12 protein-coding genes are annotated in these 11,969 nt (G+C 69.8%); 4 read left to right on the forward strand and 8 right to left on the reverse strand.

Annotated elements, in window-relative coordinates; translation table 11 throughout:
• From VHA72_RS12285 to VHA72_RS12310, 6 genes are all read right to left on the reverse strand, one after another.
• A partial coding sequence (locus VHA72_RS12285; protein ID WP_325575607.1) for a 5-dehydro-4-deoxyglucarate dehydratase occupies nt 1-756 on the reverse strand: 756 nt, incomplete at its 3' end.
• Nucleotides 753-1,475, reverse strand: a complete 723-nt coding sequence (locus VHA72_RS12290; RefSeq protein ID WP_325575609.1) for an amino acid ABC transporter ATP-binding protein — start codon at nt 1,473-1,475, stop codon at nt 753-755. The genes VHA72_RS12285 and VHA72_RS12290, both read right to left, overlap by 4 nt.
• Complete coding sequence (locus VHA72_RS12295; protein WP_325575611.1) at nt 1,472-2,194, reverse strand: amino acid ABC transporter permease; 723 nt, start codon at nt 2,192-2,194, stop codon at nt 1,472-1,474. The genes VHA72_RS12290 and VHA72_RS12295 overlap by 4 nt, the downstream gene beginning before the upstream one ends.
• A 4-nt stretch (nt 2,195-2,198) precedes the next feature.
• A complete protein-coding gene (locus VHA72_RS12300; protein ID WP_325575613.1) occupies nt 2,199-2,855 on the reverse strand; it encodes an amino acid ABC transporter permease in 657 nt (218 codons plus the stop codon).
• 109 nt (nt 2,856-2,964) lie between these two features.
• Nucleotides 2,965-3,810 (reverse strand): transporter substrate-binding domain-containing protein, encoded by an 846-nt coding sequence (locus VHA72_RS12305; RefSeq protein WP_325575615.1) that lies wholly within the window; start codon nt 3,808-3,810, stop codon nt 2,965-2,967.
• Nucleotides 3,811-4,079: 269 nt separating this feature from the next.
• Nucleotides 4,080-4,961: a LysR family transcriptional regulator gene (locus tag VHA72_RS12310; RefSeq protein WP_325575617.1), complete on the reverse strand. Its 882-nt coding sequence runs from the start codon at nt 4,959-4,961 to the stop codon at nt 4,080-4,082.
• A gap of 99 nt (nt 4,962-5,060) precedes the next feature.
• Here VHA72_RS12310 and VHA72_RS12315 point away from each other — a divergent pair, with 99 nt between their 5' ends.
• From VHA72_RS12315 to VHA72_RS12330, 4 genes are all read left to right on the forward strand, one after another.
• Nucleotides 5,061-5,489 carry a Fur family transcriptional regulator gene (locus tag VHA72_RS12315; RefSeq protein WP_325575619.1) on the forward strand — a complete coding sequence of 143 codons (429 nt, stop codon included), beginning with the start codon at nt 5,061-5,063 and terminating at the stop codon, nt 5,487-5,489.
• A gap of 25 nt (nt 5,490-5,514) precedes the next feature.
• The gene (gene katG, locus VHA72_RS12320; RefSeq protein ID WP_325575621.1) at nt 5,515-7,770 is read left to right on the forward strand and encodes a catalase/peroxidase HPI; all 2,256 of its coding nucleotides are present in this window, start codon (nt 5,515-5,517) and stop codon (nt 7,768-7,770) included.
• Between the two features lie 143 nt (nt 7,771-7,913).
• Nucleotides 7,914-8,468, forward strand: a complete 555-nt coding sequence (locus tag VHA72_RS12325; RefSeq protein WP_325575622.1) for a PAS domain-containing protein — start codon at nt 7,914-7,916, stop codon at nt 8,466-8,468.
• Nucleotides 8,465-9,661, forward strand: a complete 1,197-nt coding sequence (locus VHA72_RS12330) for a methyl-accepting chemotaxis protein (RefSeq protein WP_325575623.1) — start codon at nt 8,465-8,467, stop codon at nt 9,659-9,661. The genes VHA72_RS12325 and VHA72_RS12330 overlap by 4 nt, the downstream gene beginning before the upstream one ends.
• Nucleotides 9,662-9,666: 5 nt before the next feature.
• Here the strand turns inward: VHA72_RS12330 and VHA72_RS12335 are convergent, their stop codons facing one another.
• Together VHA72_RS12335 and VHA72_RS12340 are read right to left on the reverse strand one after the other, a co-directional pair.
• Nucleotides 9,667-10,482, reverse strand: a complete 816-nt coding sequence (locus tag VHA72_RS12335) for an adenylate/guanylate cyclase domain-containing protein (protein WP_325575625.1) — start codon at nt 10,480-10,482, stop codon at nt 9,667-9,669.
• A 4-nt stretch (nt 10,483-10,486) separates the two neighbouring features.
• A complete protein-coding gene (locus VHA72_RS12340) occupies nt 10,487-11,935 on the reverse strand; it encodes an MFS transporter (RefSeq protein ID WP_325575627.1) in 1,449 nt (482 codons plus the stop codon).
• Nucleotides 11,936-11,969: the final 34 nt, after the last annotated feature.

An 11,969-nucleotide genomic window follows, 5' to 3' on the forward strand; every position in this document is an offset into this window, starting at 1 on the left:
AGCGTAGAAGTCGGCGAGGAGATCGAGTCGTCGCTCGTCGTCGCCGGTGGTGTACGCCTCATAGAACGCCGAGCCGATCAATGGACTCATCGCGAACACGGCGGAGGAGTAGAGCGGGATCCCGATCCCCCGGTACGCCGCCTGGCTGAGCTCGGCCGTCGGCAGACCGTTGAAGAACCGGAAGTCGGTGCGACCGGTCGATCGGACGGCCAGGACCACCTCCTGGGCCCGGGCGATGTCACCCGTCCCGTCCTTGAACCCGATCACCCGGGGGTCGTGTGCGAGCGTTCGGATCGCATCGGCCGAGTAGCGAGCGTTGTTGCGGTGGTAGACGATCACGGGCAGGTCGCACCCGGTGACGATCTCCTCGACATAGCGCACCAGACCCGCGGGGCTGCTGGCCACCAGATAGGGCGGGAGGACCAGGAGCGCATCGGCACCGACCTCGGCAACGGCACGGGCTGTGGCCACTGCCTGCGAGACTGCGCCGCCGACGCCGGGGATCAGCGGGACCGAGCCGGTGACGATGGAGGCAGTCGTCCGGGTGAGCTCGACGATCTCCTCGGGGGAGAGGGCGTGGAACTCGCCGGCGCCACAGCCGGGGAACACCGCGCCGACGTGGTAGCCCAGGCCGTCGGCGACGTGCTCGGCGTAGACGTCGATGTCGATGTCGTCCCCGGGACCGAACGGCGTGACAGGGAAGAAGAGGACACCTTCGAAGGCGCCGGGGGCCTCCAGTGCTCCAGCGCGGCTCACGAGACCCTCCGGAGGAAGGCGCGGGTGCGGTCGTGCTGGGGGTTGCCGAAGACCTGCTCCGGAGTTCCCTCCTCGATCACGACGCCGTGGTCCATGAACAGCACTCGGTCGGCCACGTCGCGGGTGAAGCCCATCTCGTGCGAGACGACCACCATCGTCATCCCGTCGTCGGCGAGCCTGCGCATGACCTGGAGGACGTCGTCGACCGTCTCGGGGTCGAGCGCCGAGGTCGGCTCGTCGAAGAGCATCGCGACCGGCTCCATGGCGAGAGCACGAGCGATCGCCACACGCTGCTGCTGGCCGCCGGAGAGCGACTTCGGGAAGACCCGCGCCTTGTCGGCCAGACCGACTCGCTCGAGCAGCTCCATCGCGTTCGCCTCCGAGACGCCCTTCGACTTCTTCGACACGTGCACCGGCGCGAGCGTGATGTTGTCGACGACTCGTAGGTGCGGGAAGAGGTTGAAGTGCTGGAAGACCATCCCGACCTCCCGACGGACCGCCCGGGCGTCCACCGAGCGCGCGGAGAGGTCGTGCCCATTGACCACGACGGTCCCACCGTCGAACGTCTCGAGCATGTTCAGGCAGCGCAGGAAGGTGCTCTTCCCCGAGCCCGAGGGCCCGATGACACAGACCACCTCGCCCTTCGCTATCTCGCAGCTGACGCCCTTCAGCACCTGGTGGGCGCCGTAGCTCTTGGTGAGTCCTTCGACGCGGATCATGCCGCTCCTCCTGTCGGGACCTCGGCGTCCTCGCCGAGAAGATTCGATACGGCGGGCTCGTGGACGGTTCTCAGTCCTGAGGCGGCCAGACGGTGCTCGTACCAGCGGCCGAACTGCCCGATCGGCCAGCAGATGACGAAGTAGACGAGTGCGACCAGCGCGAACGCTGCGAGCGTGTTGTTGGACTCCTGGCCGACGACGCGACCGGCCCGGGTGAGCTCGACCAGCCCGACGACTGACACCAGGGACGTCTCCTTCACCAGCGCCAGCAGGATGCCGATCCACGGCGGCACGATGACTCGCACCGCCTGCGGCAGCATGACCAGTCGCAGCCGTTGGAAGTTGCTCAGGCCGAGCGCCTGTGCGGCCTCCGTCTGCCCCGTGGGAACGGACTCCAGGCCGCCCCGGACGGCCTCGGCGACGTAGGCGCCGACGAAGAGCGTCAGCCCGATCGCGCCGCAGATGTAGGCGGAGAACCGGAGGTTCGGCATCGCCAGGGGCAGGCCGTAGTAGGTGAAGAGCAGCACGATCAGGATCGGCACCCCGCGCAGCACGCTCGTGTAGAGCGCGGCGAGCCAGCGCAATGGCCGGAACGACGAGGCGCGCAGGAGGCCTACGACCAAGCCCCAAGCAGTGCCGGCGACTGCGCCGAAGGCGCAGAGCTTCAATGTCATCACCGCCGCGCGGAGCAGCGAATCGGTGTAGTGGAAGATGCTCACGCCGTCACCACCGGTACATCCGCCGCGACAGCAGGCCCGCCGCGAGGGCGATCGCCGTCGAGAGCACGTAGTAGAGGGCTGCGCCGACGGTGAAGACCTCGAAGGTCCGCAGTGTCGCGGAGTTGATCCGCTGCAGCTCGTAGGTCAAGTCGGGAAAGGCCACCGTCGAAGCCACCGAGGAGAAGAGCATCAGCATGATGAACTGGTTGGTCGCCGCGGGGATGATGTTGCGGATGCCCGGCATGAACGTGACGTGCCGGAAGGTCTGGAACGGTCCCAGACCGAGCGCGCTGGCGGCTTCATGCAGGCCGCTCGGCACCGCCTGGAAGCCGGCCCGGAAGATCTCGGCCAGGTAGGCGCCGTTATTGATCGCCAACGCGGCCACGGCGGCCCAGAACGGCGAGAAGTTCAGTCCCTTCTCGCCCAGCCCGAAGTAGATGAAGAAGAGCACCACCAGCATCGGGATGTTGCGGATCACCTCGACGTAGATCGAGCTGATGACCCGCACAGGGCGCAGGTGGTTCGCGCATCCCAGGTAGGCGATCAGCCCGAGCACGCAGGCCAGTGCGAAGCTGAGCACGCTGACCAGCGCCGTCTCGCCGATCCCGTGGAGGATGATCGACTTGTACGGCGACAGCGCGCTGAAGTCCCATGTCACCACGCCCCTTCCCCTTTCCGTTGAGGTGTGTTCGCGTCGGAGGTCGTCTCGGGCACGGCCGTGACCGAGGCCCCAGGGCCCCGGTCACGACGCGGTCTCGGTCGCGAGACCGTCACTGCGCGTACGGAATGGCCGCCGGCACGTCGGCGTGGAACCACTTCTGGCTCAGCGTGGCGTTCTCGCCCGAGCCGTTCAGCGTCTCGATGAACGTGTTCAGGTAGTTCAGCCACAGCTGGTCGCCGCGCTTGACTCCCATCGCGATGAAGGCCGCGTTGATCTTCGGCGTCGGGTCCAGCACCGCCAGCGAGCTGTCGGCCTGGGCCTCCTGGTCCATCGAGAAGGAGCTGTCCATCGCGGCGTCGACCTTGCCGGACTTCAGCGCTTGGATCGCGTCCGCGATCGCGTCGAATCGCATCACCTTGCAACCGACGGACTTGCACTCCTCGGTCAGGTAGGTGTCGTTCGTCGTGCCGCTGCCGACCGCGACCGACTTGCCCTTCAGCTGCTTGAGGCTGGTGATCGACTCACTCTTCTTGTACAGCAGCGCCGAGTCGATCTGGGTGTAGGGGATGGTGAACTCGACCGACTGGGCGCGCTGCGGGGTGACGCTGAACGTGCTGATGTCCACGTCCGTGCGACCCGAGTCGAGCGCGGCATTGCGGCTGTCACCGGTCAGGGCGACGAACTGCACCTTCGCCCCGAGTGAGGCGGCGAGCTCCTTGGCGATGTCGGCGTCGTACCCCTGGAACGTGCCGTCCGACATCTGCTGTCCGAACGGCGGCGAGTCGGGCATGATCCCGACGCGCAGAGTGCCGCGCTTGATGATCTGGTTCAGCAGGCTCGTCCCCGAGGATGAGCTGGGCGATGACGAGCCGCCGCCGCATGCTGTCAGCGCGGCGCCGGTCAGGGCGACCACCCCCACGGCCCCTGCCATCCGGGACCACAACTTGCTCTTCACTGCTCCTCCGATCGTTGTGTCCTGCACACGCCGGAGAAACCTAGGAAGCGGAAATTTCGGGGTCAAGGAAGCAGTCGCCGGTGATGGCCGTCACAGGGCTTTCCGGTGCGGGTGATGCCCGTCACGATGGCCGGTCGTCGGTGGCGCCGCTGGCCACTCTGAGCGTGAAATCGACGATGCGGGGGCCGGCGATGTGCTGCGTGCATCGGTCGATGCCGATGTGGGCCGATCGTCTGGCCGCCCGCCGAATCGGAGCCTGTCGGCAGCTCTCAGAACTCGGGAAGCGCCGAGATGAAGCGGTGGAGGGCCGGGTTGTCGGAGTCCGATCGCCACATCAGTCGCGCCACCACCGGATAGGTGTCCAGCTCGGGGAGATCGAGGATCGCGATCCCGTCGCGGTCACCGGCATGGGCGCTCGCGGGAATGACCGCGGCCCCGAGACCGGCGCGCACCAGCGCCACCATGGTCGCGACCTGGGTGACCTTCTGGACGTACGTCGGTTGCACGCCGAAGGCGCTGAAGATGCGCACGAGATGGTCATGGAAGTAGCGCGCGCCGTGCTCGTTGTACATCACCAGGTCGCGGCGATGGAGATCGCGCACTCGCGGGGCGGCGACACTCGCGAGCTGCCAGTCCTCGGGCACCGCGACGACGAGTCGATCGGGCGGCAGGGCGCGATAGGCATGCTCGTTGTCGTCGCGCAGGGGGCGGCCCATCGCAAGGTCGATCAGGCCGGACTCGAGGCCCTGCAGCTGATCCGAGGTGACCATCTCGTGCAGGTGGAGGTCGATGTCGGGATGCTGGTCGCGCGCATAGGTCAGCAGCTGCGGCAGGTGGGTCTGCCCGACGACCGAGGTGAATCCGACACTGACCGAGCCGGAGATTCCCTCGGCGACCTTGCGGGCGTTGACCAGTGACTCGTCGGCGAGCGCCAGCACGCGCCGGGCGTCGCGGAGCAGCTGCTCGCCGACGGGAGTGAGCTGGACACCACGGGACGTGCGCGCCAGCAGCCGGTCGCCCACGTGTCGCTCCAGCGCCTGGATCTGTCGGCTCAGCGCCGGCTGCGTCATGTTGAGCTTCTCGGCGGCACGGCCGAAGTGGAGCTCCACGGCGACGGCGACGAAGGACCTGAGCTGGGCGAAGTCGAACATTTGGCCCGACAGTACCTGCCCGGGTCGGTTCCGGTCGGTGGCTGCGACGCGCCGTACTGCTTTCTTGACTCATTCAAGAAAGCGGTCAAGACTGCGGGGGTGACGTCGTCCCAGCAGTTCGAGCAGGCCCTGCGCGCCGCCGACCTGCGCGTGACCCGGCCGCGGATCGCGGTGCTGGCGGCGGTGCACGAGCATCCGCACGCCGACACCGACGCGATCATCGGCGCGGTCCGCGAGGCGCTGCCCGAGGTGTCGCACCAGGCCGTCTACGACTCGCTGCGCGCCCTGACCGAGGCCGGTCTGGTACGCCGGATCCAGCCCTCGCGCTCGGTGGCGCGCTACGAGGCCCGGATCGGGGACAACCACCACCATGTCGTGTGCCGCTCCTGCGGCACGATCGCCGACGTCGACTGCGCCGTCGGCGAGGTTCCGTGCCTGACCGCCGAGAACGATCACGGCTTCGTGATCGACGAGGCGGAGGTCATCTATTGGGGCATTTGCCCCGACTGCGCCCACGCAGACTCCTGAAGAAATCCCGTCGGAAAGGTTGCACATGACCGAGCAGAGCCCTCAGGGCATCGAACGCAAGGAACAGGGCGGCTGCCCTGTCATGCATGACGGCGTCACCGCACAGGGCAGCGAGAGCGAGAACCCCGGCATCGACTCGCCCACGCCGCGCACCGGCGGCCGTCCGCGCAGCAACAAGGACTGGTGGCCCAACAAGCTCGACCTGTCGGTGCTGCACGCGCACTCCCCGGCGAGCAACCCGCTGGGTCCGGACTTCAATTACGCCGAGGAGTTCAAGAAGCTCGACGTCGAGGCGCTCAAGCGCGACATCGTCGAGGTCCTGCACGACTCCCAGGACTGGTGGCCCGCCGACTTCGGCCACTACGGCGGTCTGATGATCCGGATGAGCTGGCACTCGGCCGGCACCTACCGGATCCACGACGGACGCGGTGGCGCGGGCGCCGGCGCGCAGCGGTTCGCCCCGCTGAACAGCTGGCCGGACAACGTCAGCCTGGACAAGGCCCGCCGCCTGCTGTGGCCGGTGAAGAAGAAGTACGGCCAGAAGATCTCCTGGGCGGACCTGATCGTGTTCGCCGGCAACGTCGCCCTCGAGGACATGGGCTTCAAGACCTTCGGCTTCGCCTTCGGCCGCGAGGACACCTGGGAGCCAGAGGAGATCTTCTGGGGTCCCGAGGACACCTGGCTGGGCGACGAGCGCTACAGCGGTGACCGCGAGCTCGCCGATCCGCTCGGCGCGGTGCAGATGGGTCTGATCTACGTCAACCCCGAGGGTCCCAACGGCAACCCCGACCCGGTCGCCTCGGCCCGCGACATCCGCGAGACGTTCCGCCGGATGGCGATGAACGACGAGGAGACGGTGGCGCTGATCGCCGGCGGTCACACCTTCGGCAAGACGCACGGCGCCGGCCCGGCCGACAGCGTCGGCCCCGAGCCCGAGGGTGCGCCGCTGGAGATGCAGGGCCTGGGCTGGCAGAACAGCTTCGGCACCGGCAAGGGCCCCGACACCATCACCTCCGGCCTCGAGGTCACCTGGACCTACCACCCGACCCGGTGGGACAACGAGTTCTTCCACATCCTGTTCTCCTACGAGTGGGAGCTGTTCAAGTCACCGGCCGGCGCGCACCAGTGGCGCCCGAAGAACAACGCCGGCGCGGACCTGGTGCCCGAGGCGTTCGGCGAGGGCAAGCGCGAGCCGCGGATGCTGACCTCCGACCTCGCCCTGCGCTTCGACCCGGAGTACGAGAAGATCTCGCGCCGGTTCCTGGAGCACCCGGACCAGTTCGCCGAGGCGTTCGCGAAGGCCTGGTACAAGCTGCTCCACCGCGACATGGGCCCGGTGACCCGCTACCTCGGCCCCTGGGTGCCCGAGCCGCAGCTGTGGCAGGACCCGGTTCCGGCCGTCGACCACGAGCTGGTCGACGACGCGGATGTCGCCGCGCTCAAGGCGAAGCTGCTGGACTCCGGCCTGACCGTCTCTCAGCTGGCGACCACGGCCTGGGCGTCGGCGGCGACGTTCCGCTCCACCGACAAGCGCGGTGGCGCGAACGGCGCCCGCATCCGGCTCGAGCCGCAGCGCAGCTGGACGGTCAACCAGCCCGAGCAGCTCGACGCGGTGCTGGCGAAGCTGACCGAGATCCAGTCGGAGTTCAACAGCGGGGCGAAGAAGATCTCGCTCGCCGACCTGATCGTCCTGGGCGGCGTCGCCGCCGTGGAGAAGGCCGCCCGGGACGCCGGCGTCGCGGTGACGGTGCCGTTCCACCCCGGTCGCACGGACGCGACCCAGGAGCAGACCGACGTCGAGTCGTTCAAGGTCCTCGAGCCGCGGGCCGACGGCTTCCGCAACTACGCCCGTCCGGGTGAGAAGCTGCCGCTGGAGACGCTGCTGCTCGACCGCGCCTACATGCTCGGGCTGTCGGCGCCGGAGATGACGGTGCTGGTGGGCGGCATGCGCGCCCTCGGCACCAACGTCGGCGGCACCCGGCACGGTGTCCTCACCGACCGACCCGGTGTCCTGACCAACGACTTCTTCGTCAACCTGCTCGCCCCCGGTCACGACTGGAAGGCGTCGCAGGGCGAGGAGAACGTCTACGAGATCCGCGACGCGGCCACCGGCGACCTCAAGTGGACCGCGACGGCCAACGACCTGATCTTCGGCTCCAACTCCGAGCTGCGGGCGCTGGCGGAGGTCTACGCCAGCGACGACGCCCAGGAGAAGTTCGTCAAGGACTTCGCGGCGGCCTGGGTCAAGGTCATGGACGCGGACCGCTTCGACCTGAGGTAGTTCCCGCCGTACGTCGCAGGGCCGGCTCCCGGGTGGGGCCGGCCCTGCGTCGTCGACCGGGGTGTGTGATGTCTCACGCTCCAGGACGGGCCGTCCCCCGAGGTGGCGCTCAGAGGCATGGCGCCGCGGCCGATCGAGAAGGCATGCGACCCGCTCACATCGTGCCGACCGGGGTGGAACGGACCTTCCGCGACGACGAGATCATCGTGTCCAAGACCGACCGGCAGGGCCGGCTGACCTATGTGAACGAGCTGTTCGCGTCGGTGAGCGCCTACTCCGAGGCCGAGCTGATCGGCAAGCCGCACAACATCATCAGGCATCCCCAGATGCCGCGCGCGGTGTTCGCGCTGCTGTGGGAGCGGCTCGAAGCCGGCCGCGAGATCTTCGCCTACGTGGTGAACCTGGCCGGCGACGGCGCCCACTACTGGGTGCTGGGGCACTTCACCCCCACGTTCGACGCCGGCGATCAGATCGTCGGCTTCCACTCGACCCGGCGTACCGCCTCGCGGCGCGCCGTCGCCGCCGCCACGGCGGTCTACGACGAGATCCTCCGCGCCGAGCGGGCGGCCGCCGGGACCAAGGCCGCGGTAGCCGCCGGACGCGCCCGGCTCGACGAGATCCTGGCCGAGGCCGGGCTGTCCTACGACGAGTGGGTGTGGGGGTTGGAGGGCGACCAGAACGGGGAGTACGCCGCGTGAGCATCCTGGAGGGCCCGGCCGACGTCGAGCTGGAGCTGGCGCGCTACCGCGCCGCGCTGGCCGCCATCACCGAGGTCTGCCGGGCGGCCGCCCACGGTGACCTGGAGCCGCGGCTGCCGATCCTGGGCGACGAGCCGGAGTTCGTCGAGGTCAGGCATGCGATCAACCATCTCATCGACCTGACCGACGCCTACGTGCGCGAGTCGAGCGCGTCGCTGAGCGCCGCCAGCGTCGATGCGTACCACCGCCGCTTCCTCACCCGCGGCATGCTCGGCTCCTTCCGGGCCGGGGCACGCACCATCAACACCGCCATCAGCCGGATGGCCAGCACGCACGCGGACCTGGAGAACAGCCAGCTGCGGCGTCAGGATCTGGCCGACGCGTTCGAGACCGCCGTCCTCGGCCTGGCCGAGAACGTCACCGCCGCCGCCAGTCAGCTCGAGGCGTCCTCGCGCTCGCTCGCGGAGACGGCCAGCGCGACCGCGACCCGGACCACCGCGGTGGCCAGCAGCGCCGGCGTCGCCTCGGACGCGGTCGGCGTCGCGGCCGCCGCCGTCGAGCAGCTGGTGGCGACCGTGCAGTCCATCGAGCAGCAGGCGTCCACCTCCAACCGGGCCGGTGCCGAGGCCGTCGACGACGCGGTCGCCACCCTGGCTCGCGTGGACGAGCTCACCGCCGCCTCCCGCGAGATCAGCGGCGTGGTCAACCTGATCACCCAGGTCGCCAACCAGACCCGGTTGCTGGCGCTCAACGCCACCATCGAGGCCGCCCGCGCGGGGGAGTTCGGCAAGGGCTTCGCGGTGGTCGCCGCCGAGGTCAAGAACCTGTCGTCCCAGACCACCGAGGCCACCGCGCAGATCGAGCAGCGGGTGGCGGCCATGCAGGCCGCCAGCGACGACGCGGTCGAGGCGATCACCAGCATCGCCGACCGGGTGCGCGGGATGGGGGAGAACATCGGCGCGATCGCCGGCGCCGTCGCCGAGCAGAAGGGCGCCGCCGGCGAGCTGAGCCGCACCACCACGACCGCCGCCTCCGCCGTCACCAACGTCTCCGGCGACATCGTGGCGATCGGGGAGGCGGTGGAGGCCACCAGCGGCGGCGTGGCGGAGATGACCACTGCCTCGCTCGAGCTGTCCAGGCTGGCCGCCGACCTGCGTCAGCAGGTGCGGGACTTCCTCGACCAGATCCGCTGAGAGCCTCAGACCGCCCACAGCCGGTGCTCGCCGGCGAGGCCCTTGAGCTCGGTGGTGGCCACCAGCTCGAGGGCGAACGACTCGCCCACGGCATCGCGGACCGGGTCGGTCACCAGGATCTCGTCGGCCTCGGCGTACGCCGCCACCCGGGCCGCCAGCGCGACGTTGCGGCCGAAGTAGTCGCCGTCGCGGGTGAGCACCCGGCCGGTGTGCAGCCCGATCCGGACCCGGATGTCGACCGCGCGCAGCCGGCCCGAGGACGCCAGCGCCCGCCGGATCCCGACGGCGGCGCGCACCCCGGCGACCGGGTCAGGGAAGACCACCATGAACCCGTCGCCCTGGGTCTTGACCACGTGGCCGTGACAGGCCGCGACCTCGCGGCGGACCAGCGCGTCGTGGACCCGCAGCAGCCGCAACCAGCCTCGGTCGCCCAGCCGCTCGTTGCGGGCGGTGGAGCCGACGATGTCGGAGAACAGCACCGTCACGGTGCCGTCCGGCGCGGCGATGCGCGCGATCTCGGTCCGGTCGTCGGTGACGAACCGGCTCAGCTCCTCCAGGGACGCGCCCAGCAGCGCCTCGACGCCGCCCTCGCGGAACCGCTCGGCGGTCCCCACCACCGCCTTCGCCGTACGTCGGGCCACGCGCAGCGCGCGACCGTCGCTGCGCTCTGACTCCAGCCGGACGACGGTGGTCTCCAACTCGTCGATGCGCGTCCGGGCGGCCCGCAGCGCCGTGGTGAGTCGCAGCGCGAGCGCTGCCACGGCGATCAGCAGCACCGCCAGCGCCGCGCCGACGATGCCGAGGACGCCGGCCGCGCTCATCGGCTCACAGCTCCGGCATCGCGTCGGAGTCCGGATGCCGCGGCACGAGCACCGCCAGGCCCGCGGCCACGACCGAGGCCGCCACGCAGGCGCCGAACAGAGCCCGGTAGGAGCCCAGCGTCGACCAGCCCACCAGCTCGCCGGCGACCTTGGCCACCACGACGTGCCCGGCCAGGACCGAGCCGCCGATGGCGCTGGCGATCGAGGTGCCGACCGAGCGGGCCAGCGAGTTGAGCCCGTTGGCCGCGGCCAGTTCGGTGACCGGGGTGTGGGTGTTGATCAGGGTGGGCATGGCGGCGTACCCGAGCGCGACGCCGACACCGATCACGGTCGTGCCGAGGACGACCTCCCACAGGTGCGCGGTCAGGCCGATGCGGACCACCCAGCCCAGCGCCACCACCAGCGCGCCGAGCGCGAGCGTCCTGGGTGCTCCGATGGTGTGGATCATCCGGGCGGAGACGCCGGAGAGCAGCAGCATCATCAGGCCGGCGGGCAGCATCGCGAAGCCGCTGGTGAGGATGGAGGAGTCGAAGCCGTAGCCGCTCTCCTTCGGTGCCTGCACGTATTGCGCCGTCCCGATCATCATCGCGAACAGCGCGAAGCCGAACAGCACCGAGGCGACGTTGGTCAGCACGATCGGCCGGCGGCGCAGCGCGACCAGGTCGACCAGCGGTTGGGCGGTGCGGCGCTGGACCAGGCCGAAGACCCCGAACAGCACCAGCGCCGCCACCAGCAGCCCGATCGTGCGGCCCGAGCCCCAGCCCCACTCGGCGGTCTCGGCCAGCGGCAGCAGCAGGGCGACCAGAGCGGCGCTGAGCAGCACCGCGCCGAGGTAGTCGACCCGGCCGCGGGACCGGTTGGGCGCCTCCGGCACGACCAGCCAGATGCCGAGCAGCGCGACGGCGCCGGCGATGGCGGTGATCCAGAACAGCCAGTGGTAGTCGGCGTGCTCGCCGATGAACCCGCCGATCGGCAGTGCGAGCGCGCCGCCGACGCCGAGCATGGCGCTGATCAGCGCGATCGCCGGACCGACCTTGTCACGGGGGAGCAGCGAGGAGAGCAGGCTGATGCCCAGCGGGATCGCCGCCATCGAGGCGCCCTGGATCGCCCGGCCGGCGATGAGCAGGCCGATGTTGTCGGTGACGCCGCACAGCACCGAGCCGATCACCAGCGTGGCGGTGGCGACCATCAGGATCAGCCGTTTGCCGAACATGTCGCCGAGTCGCCCGAGCAGCGGTACGGCGACGGCGCCGACCAGCAGCGTGGAGGTCAGCAGCCACTCCAGGGTGCTCTCCGAGGGACGCCCGGGGATCTGCACGCCGAGGATGCCCATCACCGGGATGAGCAGCGACTGGGAGAGCGAGACGGCGAGCGCGGCGGTGCCGACGATGAGCAGTTCCAGTCGGGCGCGGCCCGAGGAGGTGTGAGCGGCGACGTCGGCGTCCGTGGTCATGGCGCAGACCGTAACGGACGATGCCTCCGGTCAG

It is taken from the genome of Nocardioides sp. (genome assembly GCF_035547795.1).
Classification (GTDB): domain Bacteria; phylum Actinomycetota; class Actinomycetes; order Propionibacteriales; family Nocardioidaceae; genus Nocardioides.

Coding starts and splice junctions, on each gene's coding strand:
- VHA72_RS12310 (WP_325575617.1), bottom strand. CDS start 4,961: ATGTTCGACTTCGCCCAGCTCAGGTCCTTCGTCGCCGTCGCCGTGGAG.
- VHA72_RS12325 (WP_325575622.1), top strand. CDS start 7,914: ATGCGACCCGCTCACATCGTGCCGACCGGGGTGGAACGGACCTTCCGC.
- VHA72_RS12335 (WP_325575625.1), bottom strand. CDS start 10,482: ATGAGCGCGGCCGGCGTCCTCGGCATCGTCGGCGCGGCGCTGGCGGTG.
- VHA72_RS12290 (WP_325575609.1), bottom strand. CDS start 1,475: ATGATCCGCGTCGAAGGACTCACCAAGAGCTACGGCGCCCACCAGGTG.
- VHA72_RS12340 (WP_325575627.1), bottom strand. CDS start 11,935: ATGACCACGGACGCCGACGTCGCCGCTCACACCTCCTCGGGCCGCGCC.
- katG (WP_325575621.1), top strand. CDS start 5,515: ATGACCGAGCAGAGCCCTCAGGGCATCGAACGCAAGGAACAGGGCGGC.